The sequence below is a fragment of the Ralstonia sp. 22111 genome (genome assembly GCF_052045895.1).
Lineage (GTDB): Bacteria > Pseudomonadota > Gammaproteobacteria > Burkholderiales > Burkholderiaceae > Ralstonia > Ralstonia wenshanensis.
Window position 1 is genome coordinate 34,367 of record NZ_JBQEPR010000013.1, and the last position, 20,295, is coordinate 54,661.

At 64.5% G+C, this 20,295-nt stretch carries 18 protein-coding genes; 15 read left to right on the forward strand and 3 right to left on the reverse strand.

Annotated features, from left to right (window positions below):
• Nucleotides 1–48 precede the first annotated feature (48 nt).
• From murD to lpxC, 10 genes are all read left to right on the forward strand, one after another.
• Nucleotides 49–1,548 carry a UDP-N-acetylmuramoyl-L-alanine--D-glutamate ligase gene (murD, locus tag ACTJK4_RS23735; RefSeq protein WP_232043054.1) on the forward strand — a complete coding sequence of 500 codons (1,500 nt, stop codon included), beginning with the start codon at nucleotides 49–51 and terminating at the stop codon, nucleotides 1,546–1,548.
• A complete protein-coding gene (gene ftsW, locus ACTJK4_RS23740) occupies nucleotides 1,545–2,786 on the forward strand; it encodes a putative lipid II flippase FtsW (protein WP_232041084.1) in 1,242 nt (413 codons plus the stop codon). The genes murD and ftsW overlap by 4 nt, the downstream gene beginning before the upstream one ends.
• Entirely contained in the window at nucleotides 2,783–3,883 is a 1,101-nt protein-coding gene (gene murG / locus ACTJK4_RS23745) for an undecaprenyldiphospho-muramoylpentapeptide beta-N-acetylglucosaminyltransferase (protein WP_232041083.1), read from the forward strand. Before ftsW ends, murG begins: the two co-directional genes overlap by 4 nt.
• A 14-nt stretch (nucleotides 3,884–3,897) precedes the next feature.
• The gene (murC, locus tag ACTJK4_RS23750) at nucleotides 3,898–5,349 is read left to right on the forward strand and encodes a UDP-N-acetylmuramate--L-alanine ligase (protein WP_232041082.1); all 1,452 of its coding nucleotides are present in this window, start codon (nucleotides 3,898–3,900) and stop codon (nucleotides 5,347–5,349) included.
• Complete coding sequence (locus ACTJK4_RS23755) at nucleotides 5,346–6,341, forward strand: D-alanine--D-alanine ligase (protein WP_260802230.1); 996 nt, start codon at nucleotides 5,346–5,348, stop codon at nucleotides 6,339–6,341. Before murC ends, ACTJK4_RS23755 begins: the two co-directional genes overlap by 4 nt.
• A gap of 37 nt (nucleotides 6,342–6,378) precedes the next feature.
• Nucleotides 6,379–7,290 (forward strand): cell division protein FtsQ/DivIB, encoded by a 912-nt coding sequence (locus ACTJK4_RS23760; RefSeq protein ID WP_232041080.1) that lies wholly within the window; start codon nucleotides 6,379–6,381, stop codon nucleotides 7,288–7,290.
• A complete protein-coding gene (gene ftsA / locus ACTJK4_RS23765; protein ID WP_024979178.1) occupies nucleotides 7,287–8,519 on the forward strand; it encodes a cell division protein FtsA in 1,233 nt (410 codons plus the stop codon). The genes ACTJK4_RS23760 and ftsA overlap by 4 nt, the downstream gene beginning before the upstream one ends.
• Before the next feature lie 139 nt (nucleotides 8,520–8,658).
• On the forward strand, nucleotides 8,659–9,858 hold the full coding sequence (gene ftsZ / locus ACTJK4_RS23770) for a cell division protein FtsZ (protein ID WP_012436466.1): 1,200 nt from the start codon (nucleotides 8,659–8,661) through the stop codon (nucleotides 9,856–9,858).
• A 390-nt stretch (nucleotides 9,859–10,248) separates the two neighbouring features.
• The gene (locus ACTJK4_RS23775) at nucleotides 10,249–10,749 is read left to right on the forward strand and encodes a peroxiredoxin (RefSeq protein WP_252690551.1); all 501 of its coding nucleotides are present in this window, start codon (nucleotides 10,249–10,251) and stop codon (nucleotides 10,747–10,749) included.
• A gap of 245 nt (nucleotides 10,750–10,994) precedes the next feature.
• A complete protein-coding gene (gene lpxC, locus ACTJK4_RS23780; RefSeq protein WP_440819110.1) occupies nucleotides 10,995–11,912 on the forward strand; it encodes a UDP-3-O-acyl-N-acetylglucosamine deacetylase in 918 nt (305 codons plus the stop codon).
• Nucleotides 11,913–11,960: 48 nt separating this feature from the next.
• Here the strand turns inward: lpxC and ACTJK4_RS23785 are convergent, their stop codons facing one another.
• Nucleotides 11,961–12,482 carry a DciA family protein gene (locus ACTJK4_RS23785; protein ID WP_045204768.1) on the reverse strand — a complete coding sequence of 174 codons (522 nt, stop codon included), beginning with the start codon at nucleotides 12,480–12,482 and terminating at the stop codon, nucleotides 11,961–11,963.
• A 69-nt stretch (nucleotides 12,483–12,551) separates the two neighbouring features.
• Between ACTJK4_RS23785 and ACTJK4_RS23790 the strand changes: the two genes are divergently transcribed.
• The 5 genes from ACTJK4_RS23790 (at nucleotide 12,552) to ACTJK4_RS23810 (ending at nucleotide 19,214) form a co-directional block, all read left to right on the forward strand.
• The gene (locus tag ACTJK4_RS23790) at nucleotides 12,552–13,514 is read left to right on the forward strand and encodes a M23 family metallopeptidase (protein WP_260802228.1); all 963 of its coding nucleotides are present in this window, start codon (nucleotides 12,552–12,554) and stop codon (nucleotides 13,512–13,514) included.
• A gap of 250 nt (nucleotides 13,515–13,764) precedes the next feature.
• The gene (gene secA, locus ACTJK4_RS23795) at nucleotides 13,765–16,569 is read left to right on the forward strand and encodes a preprotein translocase subunit SecA (protein WP_232041077.1); all 2,805 of its coding nucleotides are present in this window, start codon (nucleotides 13,765–13,767) and stop codon (nucleotides 16,567–16,569) included.
• Nucleotides 16,570–16,644: 75 nt separating this feature from the next.
• A complete protein-coding gene (gene argJ, locus ACTJK4_RS23800; protein ID WP_440819111.1) occupies nucleotides 16,645–17,874 on the forward strand; it encodes a bifunctional glutamate N-acetyltransferase/amino-acid acetyltransferase ArgJ in 1,230 nt (409 codons plus the stop codon).
• Nucleotides 17,875–17,890: 16 nt separating this feature from the next.
• Nucleotides 17,891–18,775, forward strand: coding sequence for an ATP-binding protein (locus tag ACTJK4_RS23805; protein WP_440819112.1), 885 nt, complete (start codon nucleotides 17,891–17,893; stop codon nucleotides 18,773–18,775).
• The gene (locus ACTJK4_RS23810) at nucleotides 18,765–19,214 is read left to right on the forward strand and encodes an NUDIX domain-containing protein (RefSeq protein ID WP_316881901.1); all 450 of its coding nucleotides are present in this window, start codon (nucleotides 18,765–18,767) and stop codon (nucleotides 19,212–19,214) included. The genes ACTJK4_RS23805 and ACTJK4_RS23810 overlap by 11 nt, the downstream gene beginning before the upstream one ends.
• On the opposite strand, the gene ACTJK4_RS23815 is transcribed toward ACTJK4_RS23810, so the two are convergent.
• Nucleotides 19,207–19,410, reverse strand: a complete 204-nt coding sequence (locus ACTJK4_RS23815; RefSeq protein WP_232041073.1) for a DNA gyrase inhibitor YacG — start codon at nucleotides 19,408–19,410, stop codon at nucleotides 19,207–19,209. The genes ACTJK4_RS23810 and ACTJK4_RS23815 overlap by 8 nt on opposite strands.
• Nucleotides 19,411–19,418: 8 nt before the next feature.
• Nucleotides 19,419–20,177, reverse strand: coding sequence for a cell division protein ZapD (gene zapD / locus ACTJK4_RS23820; RefSeq protein ID WP_232041072.1), 759 nt, complete (start codon nucleotides 20,175–20,177; stop codon nucleotides 19,419–19,421).
• Nucleotides 20,178–20,295 lie beyond the last annotated feature (118 nt).

Sequence of the window (20,295 nt, forward strand, 5' to 3'; positions counted from 1 at the left end):
GATTCCGCCGAGCCGATGCCCGCTGCTGAAACCGCGCAGGAGCCGCGCATGTTCGGCGACTTCGACGCGCCGGTGGTGCTGGTGCTCGGCCTCGGTGAATCCGGGCTGGCAATGGCGCGCTGGTGCGCCCGTCACGGCGCCCAAGTGCGCGTGGCTGATACGCGCGAGGCCCCGGCCAACCTACCGGCGCTGCGCGCGCATGTGCCGGACGCCGAATTCGTGGGCGGCCCGTTCGCCGTGTCTCTGCTGGACGGTGTGACGTTGGTGGCGATCAGCCCGGGCCTGTCGCCGCTGGATGCCAACGTCGCTGCGCTACTGAGCGCCGCCAATACGCACAGCGTGCCGGTGTGGGGTGAGATCGAATTGTTTGCGCGCGCGCTGGCGGGTCTCAAGGCCGCGCAAGGCTATGCGCCCCGCGTGCTGGCCATCACCGGGACCAACGGCAAGACCACCACTACGGCGCTCACGGGTGCCTTGGTGGAGCGCGCCGGCAAGACCGTCGGCGTGGCAGGCAACATCAGCCCATCGGCCCTGGACAAGCTGAGCGAATGCGTGGATGCCGACACGCTGCCCGACGTGTGGGTGCTTGAGCTGTCGAGTTTTCAGCTCGAAACCACGCATACGCTGGACGCAGACGCCGCCACCGTCCTGAACATCACGCAGGACCACCTCGACTGGCACGGCACGATGGACGCCTATGCCGCAGCCAAGGGCCGCATCTTCGGCGCCAACACCGTGCGGGTGCTGAATCGTCAGGACGCCGGCGTGATGGCATTCGCCAGCAAGACCGGTCGCGATGTCACGTTCGGCATCGACGAGCCGGGCACGCCTGATGCGCTCGGCCTGCTGCGCGATGGCGGCATGCCCTGGATCGTATTGGCCGAAGCCGACGAGGACGATCTGCCCAAGCCCACGCGCCGCAAGAAGGGTGACACCGCGCCCGCCGCGCCGGTGCCGGTGCGCCTCAAGCGCCTGATGCCAGCTGATGCACTGCGCATCCGCGGCTTGCACAACGCGACCAACGCGATGGCTGCGCTGGCACTGTGCCGCGCGATCGGCCTGCCCGTGAGCGCGCTGCTGCACGGCCTGCGCGACTACGCCGGCGAACCACACCGCGTCGAGCTGATCGCCGCGTTTGACGACATCGAATTCTTCGACGACAGCAAGGGCACCAACGTCGGGGCGACGGTGGCTGCGCTTTCGGGCTTGTCCAAGCATGTTGTGCTGATCGCAGGTGGCGACGGCAAGGGTCAGGACTTCTCGCCGCTGGCCGAGCCGGTCGGGCAATACGCGCGTGCCGTCGTGCTCATCGGTCGCGATGCGCCGCTGATTCGTGAGGCGCTGGCGAATACCGGCGTCACGCTGGTCGATGCCCCGACGCTGGAAGCTGCGGTGCGAGAAGCCGCGGCGATCGCTCAACCCGGCGATGCCGTGCTGTTGTCGCCGGCATGTGCCAGCTTTGACATGTTCCGCAACTACGAACACCGCGCCCAGGTGTTCCACGAGGCCGTGGCCGCATTGGCGGCAGACCGAGGAGTCCTCCTATGAGCGACACCCAGATCAAGCGCAGCGGCTTCATCGGCGCGACCATCGGCAATGCGTGGGAGGGTTTGCGCGATGCGGTTTCGGGCGTCAAGCCCACGCGCTCGAAGATGATGGAGTACGACCAGCCGCTGATGTGGGTGGCGATCGTGCTGCTCGGCCTCGGGCTGGTGATGGTGTATTCGGCGTCGATCGCGTTGCCCGATTCGCCCAAGTACGCCAACTACAGCAACGGGCACTTCCTGATTCGCCACATTTTCTCGCTGGTGATCGGGCTCATCGGCGCGATCGTCGCATTCCAGATTCCGGTCAAGTTCTGGGACAAGTACGCGCCGAAGCTTTTCATCATCGCGCTGGTGCTGTTGGTGATCGTGCTCGTGCCGCACGTGGGCAAGGGCGTGAACGGCGCGCGGCGCTGGCTGCCGCTGGGCGTCATGAACTTCCAGCCGTCCGAACTGATGAAGCTGGCGGTGGTGCTGTACGCCGCCAACTACACCGTGCGCAAGCAGGACTGGATGCAGAGCGTGCGCAAGGGCTTCCTGCCGATGGGCGTGGCCGTGGCGTTTGTCGGCTCGCTGCTGCTGTTGGAGCCGGACATGGGCGCGTTCCTGGTGATCGCGGCCGTGGCCATGGGCATCCTGTTCCTGGGCGGCGTGAACGGCAAGCTGTTCGGCGGACTGGTGCTGACGGCAATTTCGACCTTCTCGCTGCTGATCGTGGCGTCGCCCTGGCGGCGTGAGCGGATCTTCGCGTACCTCAACCCGTGGCAAGAGGAATACGCGCAAGGCAAGGCGTACCAGCTCACGCACTCGCTCATCGCCTTCGGCCGTGGCGAGTGGACCGGCGTTGGTCTGGGCGGCAGCATCGAGAAGCTGCATTACCTGCCCGAGGCGCATACCGACTTCATCCTGGCCGTCATCGGCGAGGAGCTGGGCTTTGTCGGCGTGCTGATCGTGATCCTGCTGTTCTACTGGATGGTGCGCCGCTCGTTCGAGATCGGCCGCACTGCGCTGCAGCTAGACCGCACGTTTGCCGGCCTGGTCGCAAAGGGCCTGGGTATCTGGCTCGGCTGGCAGGCCTTCATCAACATGGGTGTGAACCTCGGTCTGCTGCCGACCAAAGGTCTGACGCTGCCGATGGTCAGCTACGGTGGCTCGGGCATCCTGATGAACTGCGTGGCGCTCGCGCTGTTGCTGCGTATCGACTATGAAAACCGCGTGCTGATGCGTGGGGGCAAGGTATGACGGCACGCGTTTCGGCCGATCTGGCGCCGCGCACGCTCCTCGTCATGGCCGGCGGTACGGGCGGTCACATCTTCCCCGCGCTGTCGGTGGCCAAGCTGCTGGCCGGGCGCGGCTGGAGGGTGGTGTGGCTTGGTAACGCCAATGGCATGGAGGGCCAACTCGTACCCAAGCACGGCTTTCCGCTGGAGTCGGTGCAGTTTGGTGGTTTGCGTGGCAAGGGCCTGGTCACCAAGTTTCTGCTGCCGCTCAATCTGCTGCGCGCGTTCTGGCAGAGCCTTGGCGTGGTCCGCCGTGTGCGTCCGAACGTGGTGCTGGGCATGGGCGGCTATATCACGTTCCCGGGCGGCATGATGAGCGTGCTGCTGGGGCGCCCGCTGGTGCTGCACGAACAGAATTCCATCGCAGGTCTGGCCAACCGCGTGCTCGCGCGCGTGGCCGATCGCGTGCTGTGCGCGTTTCCGAATGCGCTGTCTGGCGCCGAGTGGGTTGGCAACCCGATCCGCGCTGACCTGGCCATGCTGGCTTCGCCGCAAGCGCGCTATGCCGAGCGAACCGGCCCGCTGCGCGTGCTGGTCGTGGGCGGTAGCCTTGGCGCCGCGGCCCTCAACGACGTGGTGCCCAAGGCGCTGGCGTTGCTGCCGGCCGATACGCGCCCGATCGTCATTCACCAGGCGGGTGCCAAGCAGATCGACACGCTGCGCGCCAACTATGCCGCCGCCGGCATTGACGATGCCCACGCGCAGCCCGTGCCCTTCATCGACGACATGGCGGCTGCGTATGCGCACGCCGATCTCGTGATCTGCCGCGCGGGGGCAATGACCGTTTCAGAAGTGGCCGCGGCGGGTGTCGCGGCGCTGTTCGTGCCGTTCCCGCATGCCGTGGACGATCACCAGACCACCAACGCGCGCTTCCTCTCCGAGCGCGGCGCAGCGCTGTTGGTGCCGCAGCAGGAACTGGGTCCGGCATCGCTGGCAGATACACTCGCGTCCCTGACGCGTGCGCAATTGGCCGATATGGCGGCTAAAGCACGTGAGCAGGCACGGCCCGAAGCGGCCGAGCGTGTCGCCGACGTGTGTGTAGCGGTGGCACGGGCATAGGGAATCGAATCGATATGAAGCACATCGTCAAGAACATCCATTTTGTAGGTATCGGCGGCGCAGGCATGAGCGGCATCGCCGAGGTGCTGCTGAATCTGGGCTACCGCGTGACAGGCTCGGATCTGGGCAGCAGCGCGACTACGCAGCGTCTGGCATCGCTGGGCGCAACGATCATGCAGGGCCACGCGCCGGAGCACGTGATCGGCGCCAATGCCGTGGTGGTCTCCACCGCCGTGCGCGGCGACAACCCCGAAGTGCTGGCCGCGCGCGCCAAGCGCATCCCCATCGTGCCGCGTGCGGTGATGCTGGCCGAGCTGATGCGCCTGAAGCAGGGCATCGCCATTGCGGGCACGCACGGCAAGACAACCACCACCAGCCTGGTCGCGTCTGTGCTGGCCGAAGGCGGCCTGGACCCGACCTTCGTGATCGGCGGCCGCCTGAACTCGGCCGGCGCCAACGCGCGGCTGGGCACGGGCGATTTCATCGTCGCCGAGGCCGACGAATCCGACGCGTCGTTCCTCAACCTGTTCCCCGTGATCGAGGTCATCACCAATATCGATGCCGATCACATGGACACCTACGGGCACGACTTCGCGCGTCTGAAGCAGGCGTTCATCGAGTTCACGCAGCGTCTGCCGTTCTACGGCATTGCCGTGCTGTGCGTGGATGACCCCAACGTGCGCGAAATCCTGCCGTTCGTCTCCAAGCCTGTCGTGCGCTACGGGTTTGCCGAAGACGCGCAGGTGCGCGCCGTCAATGCGCGCGCCGTCGATGGCCGCATGGAATTCACCGTGATCCGCCAGCTCAACGGTCATGCCGAGCCGCCGCTGTCGATCACGCTCAACCTGCCGGGCATGCACAACGTGCAGAACGCGCTGGCCGCCATCGCCATCGCTACCGAACTGGAAGTGCCGGACGAGGCCATCGTCAAGGCGCTGGCCGAGTTCAACGGCGTGGGCCGTCGCTTCCAGCGCTACGGCGAAGTGCCGACCGCGGACGGCAAGGGCCGCTTCACGCTCATCGACGACTACGGCCATCACCCGGTCGAGATGGCCGCCACGCTGGCCGCGGCGCGCGGTGCGTTCCCCGGTCGCCGCCTCGTGCTGTCGTTCCAGCCGCACCGCTTTACCCGCACGCGCGATTGCTTCGAAGATTTTGTGAAGGTGCTCGGCACCGTAGATGCGCTGCTGCTGGCCGAGGTGTACGCCGCCGGTGAACCGCCCATCGTTGCCGCCGACGGGCGCGCGCTGACGCGTGCGCTGCGCGTGGCCAACAAGATCGAGCCGGTATTCGTGGAACAGATTGAAGACATGCCGCAAGCGATTCTGGATGCGGCGCAGGACGGCGACGTGGTCATCACCATGGGCGCTGGGTCGATCGGGCAGGTGCCCGGTCAAGTGGTTGCGTTGCAGGCGCAGGTGCGCACCGCCAACGTCGTGGATCTGAACGGAGGCGCCGCAGCATGACGACCGGTCCGTTTGTTCCAAATCCGACGATCGACCCGAAGTCTCTCGGCAAGGTGGGCGTGCTCATGGGCGGCCGTTCCGCCGAGCGCGAAATCTCGCTGATGTCCGGCAACGGCGTGCTCGCTGCGCTGCGCGCGCGCGGCGTCGATGCGCACCCGTTCGACCCGGGCCTGCAGGCCGTGGCCGATCTGGCCAAGCAAGGATTCGACCGCGTGGTGATCTCGCTGCACGGCCGCTTTGGTGAAGACGGCACGATCCAGGGCCTGCTCGAACAATTCGGCATTCCGTACACCGGCAGCGGCGTACTCGCGTCTGCGCTGGCGATGGACAAGGAAGCCACCAAGCGCCAATGGCAGACCCACGGCCTGCCCACGCCCGATTTCGTGATGCTGCATGCCGGCGCCGACTGGCAGGCCGTGGCCGACCGCCTTGGCCTGCCGCTGATCGTCAAGCCGGCGCGCGAAGGTTCGTCGATCGGCCTGACCAAGGTCGCGAGCGCCGCCGAGCTGCCCGCCGCTTACGAAAAGGCTGCGCGCCTGGACCGCGATGTGATGGCCGAGCAGTTCATCGAAGGCGACGAACTGACCTGCCCGATCATCGGCGAGGGCGAGAGCGCTACGGCATTGCCGCTCATCCGCATCGTTGCACCGCAGGCCAACTACGACTACCAGAACAAGTACTTCACCGACGACACGCGCTACGAATGTCCGGCTCCGATTCCCGCCGACGTGGCCGCGCGCGTGCAGGCGCTGGTGGTGCAGGCATATCGCGGGCTGGGCTGCCGTGGCTGGGGCCGCGCCGACATCATGCTGCGCAAGGCGGACAACGCGCCGTTCCTGCTGGAGATGAACACGTCGCCGGGCATGACCGGCCATTCGCTGGTGCCGATGGGGGCACGCGCTGCCGGCATCAGCTATGAAGATTTCGTGTTGCAACTGGCGGCGAGCGCATCGCTGGAGCTGCACGCGAGCACCGACTGGAAACCCGAGTAATCAACGCAACGTCAGCGAAACCGGACAACACAACGTTATGTGGCACAACACCCGTCTCCTCAACGCCGTCGCGAGTGCGCTGTATGCGCTGCTCGCGCTTGGCGCGTTGGGCGTTGGGGCGGTCTGGCTGATGCAGCGACCGATGTTCCAGCTGCAGCAGGTGCGGGTAATGCCGATGGCTGGCAGCGAGTTGCGCCACGTGAACGTACCGAGTCTGCGCGCTAACGCGTTGCCCAAGCTGCGCGGCAATTTCTTCTCGCTGAATCTGGATGAGGCACGTGCCGCGTTCGAATCGGTGCCGTGGGTGCGGCGTGCGAGCGTGCGTCGCGTGTGGCCCAACGGGCTGCTGGTGGAAGTGCAGGAACACGAAGCGCTCGGCACCTGGGGCGGCAATGAGTCCGGCAAGCTGGTCAACACGTATGGCGAAGTCTTCGTGGCCAACCTAGCCGAAGCTGAAGACGACACCGACCTGGTTGCGCTGGCTGGCCCCGAAGGAACCGAGCAGGACGTGGTCGACAAGCTGGAGACCATGACCGAGTGGTTCAAGCCGATGAATGTCGAGCCGCTGAGCGTGACGCTCACCGACCGCTACGCCTGGCGCGCGCGGTTGTCCAACGGCACGGTCATCGAGCTGGGCCGAGAACTGAATGACGATGACCGCACCGCGTTGGCCGCGCGTGCCCGCCGCTTTGTGCGTGCCTGGCCCGAGGTAACCAAGCGCTGGGGCGGTCAGATCGAATACGCCGATCTGCGGTATCCCAACGGATTCGCAGTTCGGGCGGCGGGTGTGCGCTTCCTGACCGATGCGCAGGCTGCGGTGCTGGCCAAGGGGGGCAAGCTACCTGGCACCGCGAATGGCACCAGCAGTGCTGCAAAGCCGAAAGCCACGCTGGGGGGTAAGCCGGCGGCCAACAACAAAGCAACGCGAAGCACAGAGAAAACGCGATGAGCAAGGAATACAAGGATCTTCTGGTCGGCCTGGACATCGGCACCTCCAAGGTGGTGGCGGTGGTGGCCGAGCTTCGCCCCGACGGCGCCTACGAGGTCATCGGCATGGGCCAGACCGAATCGAAGGGGCTGAAAAAGGGCGTGGTCGTCAACATCGAGGCGACCGTCCAGTCGATCCAGAAAGCGCTCGAAGAAGCGGAGCTGATGGCCGACTGCAAGATCAGCGAGGTCTTCACCGGCATCGCGGGCAGCCACATCCGCAGCTTCAATTCGAGCGGCATGGTGGCGATCAAGGACAAGGAGGTCACCTCCACCGACGTGGCGCGCGTGATCGAGACCGCCAAGGCCGTCAACATCCCGACCGATCAGCAGATCCTGCACATCCTCACGCAGGAATTCATCATCGACGGCCAGGAAGACGTGCGCGAGCCGATCGGCATGAGCGGTATCCGGCTTGAGGTGAAGGTGCACATCGTGACGGGCGCGGTGAGTGCCGCCCAGAACATCGTCAAGTGCGTGCGCCGCTGCGGCCTGGAAGTGCACGACCTGATCCTGCAGCCGCTGGCGTCGAGCCTGGCGGTGCTGACCGAAGACGAGAAGGAACTCGGCGTGGTGCTGGTCGACATCGGCAGCGGCACCACCGATATCGCCATCTTCAGCGAAGGCGCGATCCGCCACACGGCCGTGATCCCCATCGCCGGCGACCAGATCACCAACGACATCGCCATGGCCCTGCGCACGCCGACGCCGGATGCTGAAGACATCAAGATCCAGTACGGCATCGCTAAGCAGGTGCTGGCCGATCCGGACGAGATGATCGATGTGCCGGGCGTCGGTGATCGCGGCCCTCGCACGCTTTCGCGCCAGGCGCTGGCTGCCGTGATCGAGCCGCGTGTGGAAGAGCTGTTCTCGCTCGTGCACCAAGTGGTGCGCGAATCCGGCTATGAGGAACTGCTCTCGAGCGGCGTGGTCCTCACTGGCGGTACCGCAATGATGCCGGGCATGGTCGAGCTGGGTGAAGACATGTTCTTGAAGCCCGTGCGTGTGGGCGTGCCCGAGTACCGCGGCAATCTGCACGAAGTGGTGAAGAGCCCGCGTTACGCCACGGTGATGGGCCTGCTGCAGGAAGGCCGCGTGCAGCGCGTGCGCGGGCGCAAGGTCGTCGTGCAGTCCGGGTCGGCCAAGCAGATCTGGACGCGCATGAAGGAATGGTTCATCGGCAACTTCTGAGCACGCGTGTGCCAGGCGTTGACGATGTGCTCCCTGGGGGGGCAAGTTGAGTTTCTTGTTTTGATGTTTTTTGTTCAGGAACCAGGAGTTGCGGCGGGGAGGCTGCATCGTCTGGGACTGATCACTTCTGGAGGCAATGATGGACTTCGACATGATTGAAACGGAAATGCAGGACGGCACCATCATCAAGGTGGTCGGCGTCGGCGGCGCGGGCGGTAATGCCGTGCAGCACATGATCAACCGCGGCGTGCAAGGCGTGGAATTCATCTGCATGAACACCGATGCGCAGGCGCTCAAGCGCTCGACCGCATCGCGCGTGCTGCAACTCGGCAGCACCGGCCTGGGCGCTGGGGCCAAGCCGGAAGTGGGCAAGCACTGCGCAGAGGAAGCCCGTGAGCAGATCGCCGACGCACTGCGTGGCGCGCACATGGTCTTCATCACTGCCGGCATGGGCGGCGGTACGGGCACGGGCGCAGCACCGGTGGTTGCACAGGTGGCCAAGGAAATGGGCATCCTGACCGTGGGCGTGGTGTCCAAGCCGTTCGACTTCGAAGGCGCACGCCGCTCGAAGGTTGGCGAACATGGCGCGAACGACCTCGAAGGCAACGTCGATTCGCTGATCGTCGTGTTGAACGAAAAGCTCTTCGAAGTCATGGGCGACGACGCCGAGATGGACAAGTGCTTCCAGTGCGCCGACGACGTGCTGCACAACGCGGTGGCCGGCATTGCGGAAATCATCAACGTCGATGGTCTGGTGAACGTCGACTTTGAAGACGTGAAGACCGTGATGGGCGAGCAAGGCAAGGCGATGATGGGCACGGCCACCGTGTCCGGCGTCGACCGTGCGCGTCTGGCCGCTGAGCAAGCCGTGGCCAGCCCGCTGCTGGAAGGCGTGGACCTGTCGGGTGCGCGTGGCGTGCTGGTGAACATCACGGCCAGCCGCTCGCTCAAGCTGTCCGAGACCAAGGAAGTGATGAACACCATCCGCAGCTATGCCGCGGAAGATGCCACCGTCATTTTCGGTACGGTCTACGACGACGCCATGGGCGACGCGCTGCGCGTGACCGTGGTTGCCACGGGCCTGGGCCGCGCCGCTCGCAACAAGCAACAACAGCAGCAGACGATGACGCTGCTGAAGACCGGTACCGACAACCAGCCAGTGGCTTTCGGCGGTGGCGCCGGTCACTCGGTGGCAGCTGCGCCGGACTACAGCAATTTCGACACCCCGGCCGTGTGGCGCAGCTCGCGTGAGTCGGCATCGGCTCACGTGGCAGCACTGCAAGAGAAGGGCGTCGACACGTACGACATTCCGGCATTCCTGCGCAAGCAGGCGGACTGATCGGGCCTGCGTTGGTTCGATAGCGCTCGCGCACGTCCGACTGCCTGCGGCACCACACGCCGCGCGCGATTCACGGCTCCCCTCCCGTGATCGCCGTTGTGTGATGGCCCGCCGCTCGCCAGTCGACAGCGCTCGACGAACCGGACACAGTCGTTGCCGCCGGGCAGGTTGGCCTCTGGCCGCCTCCCCGGAAGGGTTCACCCCGCCCGGCGGGTGTATCCGTTCGTTGTGCCGCGCGCGGTGCGTTCCGCCCCAAGCTGCCTGATGGTGTTGTCTCCCAAGACCGCCCGCGTGATTCGTTCACGCGGGCGGTCTTGTTTTTTCGAACCGGCTGCGCGCTCGCGTGGCAAGTTCTATGATCGCGATATCCGCGCACGCTCCCTGACGATCATGATCCAGCCTGGTCAACCGCTGCCCGACGCAACGCTCTACGAGTTCTTTGAAGTGGAAAAGGACGGCTGCGCGCTCGGCCCCAACGCTTTCTCCGTCCAGCACCTGGCCGAGGGCAAGACGATCGTCATCTTCGGGCTGCCTGGCGCGTTCACGCCGACCTGCTCGGCGCGGCATGTGCCCGGCTACCTTGCCCACTTCGACGCGTTGCGCGCCAAGGGCGTCGACGAGATCTGGTGTGTGTCCGTCAACGATGCCTTCGTGATGGGGGCCTGGGCCCGCGCGCAGGGCACGGACGACAAAATCCGCATGCTGGGTGACGGTAGTGCTGAGTTCACCAGCAAGCTCGGCCTGGAGCAGGACCTCTCCAAGCGCGGCATGGGCGTGCGTTCACAGCGCTACGCGATGGTCGTGAAGGACGGTGTGGTAACAGCGCTACAGGTGGAAGCGCCCGGACAGTTCGCCGTCAGCAGCGCCGAATCGATCCTGGCGATACTCTGACGCCACCCGCGCGGCTCCCCCGAATGGCGGAGTACCGCCCGCTATGCCGCCTCGCCACGCAACTGACTGGTCCGTGGCGCTGAATGTGCGTGGGCTAAGGTTGAGCAAAGTATGAGGACGCCTAACATCCCGATACAAAAGTCGTTTTGAAGGCAGGGATGTGAAAATGGTATGCTTAGGGTTATCACCTATGCAGACTGCATAGATAAAAACAATCGTAGAAATTTCGTGAGTTGAGGGCGGCCATGTTGAAACAACGCACCATCAAGTCCCTCGTCAAGACCGTCGGTATCGGGTTGCACTCGGGCCGTAAGGTGACGTTGACGTTGCGCCCGGCAGCCGCAGGCACCGGCATCGTCTTCACGCGCGTTGACCTCGACCCGGCCGTCGAGATTCCCGCCACCGCCAGCGCCATCGGCGATACACGCCTGGCGTCTGTGCTGCAGAAGGACGGTGCACGTGTGTCGACCGTCGAACATCTGATGTCCGCGTGCGCCGGCCTCGGCATCGACAACCTCTATGTCGACGTCGACGCCGAAGAAATTCCCATCATGGACGGCAGTGCAGCCTCGTTCGTGTTTCTGCTGCAATCGGCGGGCATTGAAGAGCAGGGCGCAGCCAAGCAGTTCATCCGCGTGATCAAGCCGGTGGAAATCCGCGAGGGCGACAAGCTTGCCCGCCTCGACCCATACTTCGGCTTCAAGCTGTCGTTCACCATCGAGTTCCGCCATCCGGCCGTCGATAAAACCGGCCAGACGTTCGAAATCGACTTTGCCGATACCAGCTACACGCGCGAAATTGCCCGCGCCCGCACGTTCGGTTTCGCGCACGAAGTTGAAATGCTGCGCGAGGTCGGCTTGGCACGCGGCGGCAGCCTCGACAACGCCATCGTGCTCGACGAGCACCGCATGCTGAACAACGACGAACTGCGCTATGGCGATGAGTTCGTCCGTCACAAGATTCTCGACGCGATTGGCGATCTGTATGTGGTCGGCCATCCGCTGATTGCCGCGTACACGGCGCACAAGTCGGGCCACGGCCTGAACAACGCGCTGCTGCGCGCGCTGCTGGCGGACGAAACGGCCTACGAGATGGTGACGTTCGACAAGGTGGAAGAGGCGCCGCGCGCGTTCTTGCCCCAGTTGCAACCAGCGTTTTCTTGACCGGCCGAGGCGATCGTCGCCATGAAAAAGCGCCCCACGGGGCGCTTTTTATTTAGGTCCTGCGACAGGGGGCACGTGCCGGGCAATCATTTCAGCCAACGCTTGGCGGAGTGGCGAATCAGGCAGTTCGTTGGCCAGCGCCGCCAAGCTATTGACCCCAACTGCCGTCATCTTGGCGCGTTTAGGCGGCTTTTCGGTCTCTTGTGGCCATAAACTGTCGCTGCCGCCCTGCGGTTGTACCCGTACACGAATTGCGGTAATCTGCGATCCCCGGCGTTGCAGACGCTCCAGCAAGGTGGGTACCACCTGCCGTAAGCGCGCCGCAGCCGCACTATGTGCGGCGAGCAACACCAGAGTCGCTTCCCGGCTATCGCGCGCATCGTTCTTGATGCCGCCGATGGCCACACCGCCGCCCAAGCCGGGCGGCAACAGCGACAACACCTCCGCTTCCAACGACGCCAATTGCCTGGCCGCCTGCATCAGCGGGCCGACCGAACCGGCACCCGAAAGCCAGTCCTGGACGGGTTTTGCCACAGGCGTCTTGAGAGCGGGATGAACAAAGATTCGCATGCCGGCATTGTAGGGCGCTTCATCGCGCTTTCGTGCCGGTGGGCAGCTTTTTTGTCCGGAAAACGAGCGATGCAGATCATCCTGATTCACCCACGCAAGGCCGGCGCGACGCACCTGTCGCGACGCGGCGTCTTCGTGGCTATTGGTGCGGCACTGCTGACCGTGGCGGCTCTGTCCGTCGGTGGGACGTGGCTGGCGGCCAAGCAAGGCCTGCTGCCTGGCGCAACCGCTTCCGCGGTTGCCGGCGCTGACCAGCGTGTCACCCGCGAAAACCTCAACCTGATGGCTGCGCGCATTGGCGAAATGCAGGCGCAGATCGCGCGCCTGGACGCCCTGGGCGCCCGTGTGTCAGGGCTGGCAGGTGTGCCGCCGCGCGAGTTCGATTTCAAATCGCAGCCGAGCCGCGGCGGGCCGGAGGGTGCATTCTCTCGGCCGATGTCGATGCCGGAAATTCAGTCCGAGCTGAACCGCCTGACGCGCTCGGCCGACCAGCGCACCGATTACCTCAGCGTGCTGGAGAGCACCCTGATGGACCGGCAGATCCACGCCAAGATGATGCCCACCGTGCGCCCGGTGGCCACGGGCTACGATTCCTCCGGGTTTGGCACGCGGATCGATCCGTTCACGGGCCGGCGCACGCAGCATGATGGTGTCGATTTTGTCGGGCCCGTCGGCACGCCCATCGTGGCGGCTGCTGGCGGCGTGGTGGTGGCCAGCGAATTCCACCACGAATACGGCAACATGATCGACATCGACCACGGTAACGGCCTGAAGACGCGCTATGCGCATGCGTCCAAGGTCTTCGTGAAGGTCGGTGACATCGTGAAGGCGGGAGAGCGCATCGCGCTGATCGGCCGCACAGGCCGCGCCACAGGCCCGCATCTGCACTTCGAGGTGCATGTCAATGACGTCCCGCAGAATCCGGTGGCTTTCCTGGAGAACGCGGGGCAACCCAAGATGGCGGCCAATGCGCCCGCGCCGAAAGTTGCGGCGGCCGATATCGGAAAGAGCATGGCGGCGGCCGGCCATTGATCTGGCCCGGGTTGCAATCGGGGGCGCCCGTCCCCAGTTCAGCGTGAGTGTGTAGCCGCCCGAACGGCGTTCGGTGCGGCGTTAAAGTGCGGCGTTCCTGCCACATCCGGCGCGTCTGCCGCCATCAAGCGGGAGTTTTGCACATGCTAAACTCCCGCCTTTGCGCCAACCCTTTCCGGGCCGTTGTGCTGCCTATGTTTCGCGGTCTCCTCGACGCGCTTTCCGGGTGGCTCACCAGCCCTAGCCATCGATGATCACGGGCCTTCTCAAGAAGATTTTCGGCAGCCGTAATGAACGGCTGATCAAACAGTACCGCCGCAAGGTGGCGCAGATCAACGCGCTCGAGCCCAAGTTCGAAGCGCTCTCCGATGCCGAGCTGCAGGCCAAGACCGAGGAATTCCGCCAACGTTTTGCCAAGGGCGAGACGCTCGATGCGCTGTTGCCCGAAGCGTTCGCCGTGTGCCGCGAGGCCAGCAAGCGCGTGATGAAGATGCGGCACTTCGACGTGCAGCTGGTCGGTGGCATGGTGCTGCACGACGGCAAGATCGCCGAAATGCGCACGGGTGAAGGCAAGACGCTGACCGCGACGCTGGCCGTGTACCTGAACGCCATCTCCGGCCAGGGCGTGCACGTCGTGACGGTCAACGATTACCTGGCACAGCGCGATGCCGAGTGGATGGGCCGCCTGTACAACTGGCTGGGCCTGTCGGTGGGGGTCAACCTGACCACCATGGACCACGACCAGAAGCAGGCCGCCTACGCGTCGGACATCACTTACGGCACCAACAACGAGTTCGGCTTCGACTACCTGCGCGACAACATGGTGTACGACGCCGGCCAGCGCGTGCAGCGTCCGCTGAACTACGCGATCGTCGACGAGGTGGACTCGATCCTGATCGATGAAGCGCGTACCCCGCTGATCATTTCTGGCCAGGCCGAAGATCACACCGACCTGTACCGCCGCATGAACGGCATCCCCGCGCAGCTCACACGCCAGATCGGCGAAGAGAAGTCGGATGGCACGGGCGTCGAGAAGCCGGGCGACTACTACGTCGACGAGAAATCGCACCAGGTCTACCTGACCGAATCCGGTCACGAGAAGGCAGAGCAGATCCTGCTGCAAGCCGGCTTGATTGGCGAGGGCGAGTCGCTCTACGCGCCGCAGAACATCACGCTGATGCACCACCTGTACGCCGCCCTGCGTGCGCACAGCCTGTTCTTCCGCGATCAGCACTACGTGGTGCAGAACGGTGAAGTGGTGATCGTCGATGAATTCACTGGCCGCCTGATGTCGGGCCGCCGTTGGTCCGACGGTCTGCACCAGGCCGTGGAGGCCAAGGAAGGCGTGCAGATCCAGCAGGAAAACCAGACGCTGGCGACCATCACGTTCCAGAACTACTTCCGCATGTACAACAAGCTGTCGGGCATGACCGGCACGGCGGACACGGAAGCGTACGAATTCCAGGAGATCTACGGCCTTGAGACCGTGGTGATCCCGACCAACCGCACGCCGCAGCGCAAGGACTTGCAGGATCAGATCTACAAGACCTCGAAGGAGCGCTACGACGCCGTCATTCGCGACATTCGCGATTGCTACGAGCGTGGTCAGCCGGTGCTGGTGGGCACGACGTCCATCGAAAACTCCGAGCTGCTGTCGAACCTGCTGAACCAGGTCAAGCTGCCGCACCAGGTGCTCAACGCGAAGCAGCACGAGCGCGAAGCCGCCATCATCGCGGAAGCGGGCCGGCCGAAGGCGATCACCATCGCCACCAACATGGCCGGTCGCGGTACCGACATCGTGCTGGGCGGCAACGTGGAGAAGCAATCCGCTTTCGTGATGGCGGACGAATCGCTCTCTGATGAAGAGAAGGCCGCACGCGTGAAGCAACTGCAGGACGAATGGCAATCGCTGCACGAGCAGGTGAAGGCCGCCGGTGGTCTGCACATCGTCGGTACCGAGCGCCACGAATCGCGCCGGATCGATAACCAGTTGCGGGGCCGTGCCGGCCGTCAGGGTGATCCGGGTTCGTCGCGCTTTTATCTGTCGTTGGACGATCAGCTGCTGCGCATCTTCGCGGGCGACCGCGTGCGCGCGATCATGGATCGCCTGAAGATGCCCGAGGGCGAGCCGATCGAAGCCGGTATCGTCACGCGCTCGATCGAATCGGCGCAGCGCAAGGTCGAAGGCCGCAACTTCGATATCCGCAAGCAACTGCTGCAGTACGACGACGTCTCCAACGATCAGCGCAAGGAACTCTACAAGCTGCGTAACGAGATTCTCGAAGCGCAGGACGTGGGCGATCTGGTCAAGAACCTGCGCGAGTCCGTGTTCACCGAGCTGTTCCGCACGTATGTGCCGGCCGAGACCATGGAAGAGCAGTGGGATGTTGCCGGCCTGGAGAAGATTCTGCGCGAAGACTGGGGTGTCGACCAGCCGCTGGTGAAGACGCTGGAAGACGCGCAGTCGATCGAAGACGAAGACCTGCTCAAGATGGTGCTGGAGGCTGCCGAAGCGGTGTACGAAGGCAAGGTGGCGCAAGTGGGCCGCGAGTCGTTCGCCGGCTTCGAGCGTTCGGTGATGCTGCAAAGCCTCGACACGCACTGGCGTGAGCACCTGGCTGCGCTCGACATGCTGCGACAGGGCATCCACCTGCGCGGCTATGCGCAGAAGGACCCGAAGCAAGAGTACAAGCGCGAGTCGTTCGAATTGTTCGGCCGCTTGCTCGATACCATCCGCAACGAAGTCACGCGTATTGTCTTCACGGTGCGTATCCAGTCGCAGGAAGAGCTGGAGCAGGCTTCCGAGCAGATCGAAGAAGATCTTTCCGCGCTGAGCAACCTGCAGTACAAGCACGACGAGTTCAGTGAACTCGCCGAAGTGGCCGCCGGCGATGCAGAGATCCATGGCGCAACGCCGGCTATGGCCGCACCGCGTTCGGCGGCATCTGCCGCTGCTGCCGCACTGGCCGGCGAAGTGCCGAAGGTTGGCCGCAATGACCCGTGCCCATGCGGTTCGGGCAAGAAGTACAAGCAGTGCCACGGCAAACTCGTCTGACGCCGCTTAGAACCTGTTTTCTGTTGATTCATGATGCCCGCAATGCGGGCATCCTCATTTTGAAAGGTGTGCTCCATGGCTGTGAATCTCGTCGCGCCCGCCGCTGACTCACTGTTGCCGATCGACGGCGTGGAACTCGGCTGGGCCGAGGCCGGTGTACGCAAGGCCAATCGCAAGGATGTGCTGCTCGTTCGTATCGCCGATGGCTCGGCGGTGGCTGGTGTGTTCACGCAGAACCGTTTCTGCGCGGCGCCAGTGCAGGTGTGCCGCGAGCATCTGGCGAGCGGCAAGGGGGCGCGGGCGATCGTTGTGAACACGGGCAACGCGAATGCCGGCACGGGCGCGCCGGGCCTCGCGCATGCACGCCAGACCTGCGATGCCGTGGCCAAGCTGCTGGGCGTGTCGGCGGAGCAGGTGCTGCCGTTTTCCACGGGCGTAATTCTGGAGCCGCTGCCGGTCGACCGCATCATCGCCGGACTGCCTGCGGCTGAGGCGAACGCCAAGCCGGACAACTGGCTGGCCGCCGCTGAGGCCATCATGACCACCGACACCGTACCCAAGGCGGCATCCGCCACGTGCACGCTGTCGGGCAAGACGGTGCGCATGTCGGGCATCAGCAAGGGCGCGGGCATGATCCGTCCGAACATGGCGACGATGCTGGGCTTCATCGCCACCGATGCCAATGTGGACGAAGCTGTGCTGCAAGGTCTGGTGCGCCACGCCGCCGATCATTCGTTCAACAGCGTGACGGTGGACGGCGATACGTCGACCAACGACTCGTTCGTCGTCATCGCGACGGGCCGCGCCGGCACGCCGCGCATCGATTCCGAATCGCACCCTGATTACGCGGCGCTGCGCGATGCGCTGACGGGCCTCGCGCAAGAGCTTGCGCAGAAGATCGTGCGCGACGGCGAGGGGGCGACGAAGTTCATGGCCATCCAGGTCGAGGGCGGCCGCAATGTTGAGGAGTGTCGCCTGATCGCCTATGCGGTCGCGCACTCGCCGCTGGTCAAGACCGCGTTCTACGCTTCGGACCCCAACCTCGGCCGTATCCTGGCGGCCGTGGGCTACGCTGGCGTGACGGACCTTGACGTAAACGGCGTCAATCTGTGGCTCGACGACGTGTGGGTCGCGCGTGACGGTGGCCGCAACCCCGAGTACCGCGAAGAAGACGGCCAGCGTGTGATGAAGCAGGCGGAGATCACCGTGCGCATCGCGCTCGGCCGCGGCGACGCCACCGCCACCGTGTGGACGTGCGACTTCTCGCACGACTACGTGTCGATCAACGCGGACTACCGTTCGTAATCCGGAGTCTGCCTCCATGTCGTCCGACCTTTCCGCACGGCTCGACCGCTTTCTTGGGCGGCTCGAGCAATGGCTGCCGCCCGAACTGACCGAGGCGGATTGGAACGAGGCCGTTGCCTTCCGCTGGCGAAAACGTCAGAGCCTGTTCGGCAATATCGGCTATCTCGCGCCGATCCGCCAACTGCCGCCGATCCACCTGAGCGATCTGCACAACATCGAACGCCAGAAAGACGCCATCGTCGCCAACACGCGCCAGTTCGTCAGCAAGCTGCCGGCCAATAACGTGCTGCTCACGGGCGCACGTGGTACCGGCAAGTCGTCGCTCATCAAGGCGTGCCTGAACGAATTCGTGAAAGACGGGCTGCGCCTGGTCGAAGTCGACAAGGATGATCTGGCCGATCTGGGCGATATCGTCGAGCAGCTTTCGACGCGCCCCGAGCGCTTCGCGATCTTCTACGATGACCTTTCGTTTGAAGAAGGCGAATCGGGCTACAAGGCGCTGAAGTCTGCGCTGGACGGCTCGGTGGCAACGCAATCAGACAACGTGCTGATCTACGCGACGTCCAACCGGCGCCATCTGCTGCCGGAATACATGAAGGACAACGAGACCTATCAGCACACGTCTGACGGCGAAATCCATCCGGGCGAAGTGGTGGAAGAGAAGATCTCGTTGTCGGAGCGCTTCGGGCTGTGGCTGTCGTTCTACCCGCCCAAGCAGGACGAATACCTGACCATCGTTGGCCACTGGCTCAAGCATTTCGGCTGCAGCGACGAGGACATCGCCGCTGCACGTGGCGACGCGCTGGTCTGGGCGCTCGAGCGTGGCTCGCGTTCGGGCCGCGTGGCATGGCAATTTGCCCGCGACTGGGGCGGCAAGCATGGGCGGCAGCATGTCGACTGACAATCTGACGCAAGTGCCACCCACGCACACGCCCGACGGCCGCAAGATCACCGAAGTGGCCGTTGGCGTGCTGGTGCAGCCGGACGGCCAGTTCTTGCTGGCCCAGCGTCCAGAAGGCAAGCCTTACGCGGGCTACTGGGAATTTCCTGGCGGCAAGCTGGAAGCGGGCGAATCGGTGGAAGCCGCGCTCACGCGTGAGCTGAAGGAAGAGCTGGACGTAACGCTACGCGCCTGCGTGCCCTGGCACACCATCGAGCACGACTACCCGCACGCGTACGTGCGCCTGCACTTCTGCAAGGTAACGGCTTGGGATGGGACATTGCGCGCGCTGGAAGGCCAGGATTTCGCCTGGCAGACGCTGCCGATCAGCGTCGACCCGGTGCTGCCGGCAACGTTGCCCGTCTTCGAATGGATGCGCGAGGAAGCGACGGCTAGTTGAGCTTGCCGGTCGTATCCCCGCCAGGTGCGTCGGGCAGATCGTCTTCTTCGACCACGGGGATGGTGTACTGCTCGGCGGCCCAGGCCCCCAGGTCGATCTGCTTGCAGCGCTCGGAGCAGAAGGGACGGTAGCGGCTCTCAGGCACCCAAGGCACGGGCTTGCCGCAGCTGGGGCATTTGACGGTCTTCACATTCATGGTGCGGCTCAGAAATTACAGAGCTTCAACTGGAACGGGATATCCGCATCGACCGGCTTGGGTCGCAGGTCGCCATCCTGCTGGGTGAAGCGCACCCAGAGCATGTACTTGTTGGCGCTGATCTCGGGAATGAACCCCAGCGCCGACTCATCCAGGCGCACCTGCATCAGCTGGTACACGCGGCCCGACAGCATCTGCTGATAGCTCCCAGCGTTAGCAATCACCTTGCCACTCTGGCCTGATTCGCGCAGCAGGCGCAGCACGATCATCGTGGCGTCGCGCAGCGGCACCAGCGGTTGGGCCCATTTGATGATGTCGGCGCGGCGGCGCTCGGCGGGGTGATGCTGCCAAGCAAAATACGCCGGCAGATCAAACTCGCACGTACCGCCGGGGATGATGGCGCGGCTGCGGATGCTCGTCAGCCACTCGTTGTCGGCGATGAGTTGGCCGGCCTTGCCATGCGTGGCAGTGAGATTGCTCGAGGCGGTTTCCAACTCGCTGATGACGGCGTCGAGCGCGTCCTGATCGATCTGCGGGTTGGCGCGCAGCGCGGTGAGCGTCTGGCGTTGGCGATCAAGTTCTTTCAGCAGATCGGATTTGAGGTCGGCTCGCCCGGCTACGTCCACCACCTCGAACAGGGTGGTCAGCGCTACATGGTGCTGCAGCGGATGTTCCTGCACGAGAAAGAAATCCAGCCGCTCGAACAGGTCTTCGAGGCGCAGCAGCGTCCGAATGCGTTCGTTGAAGGGATATTCGTACAGGATCAAAACTTGGGTGCCCGGTGTGCTGGCCCGCTGGCATATGCGGCCCCGAAGCCCATTTGGCCTCGATCTGCCCGCATTCTATGCGAGACCCTCGTTCATCACAATGCAAAGGGCTGTGACG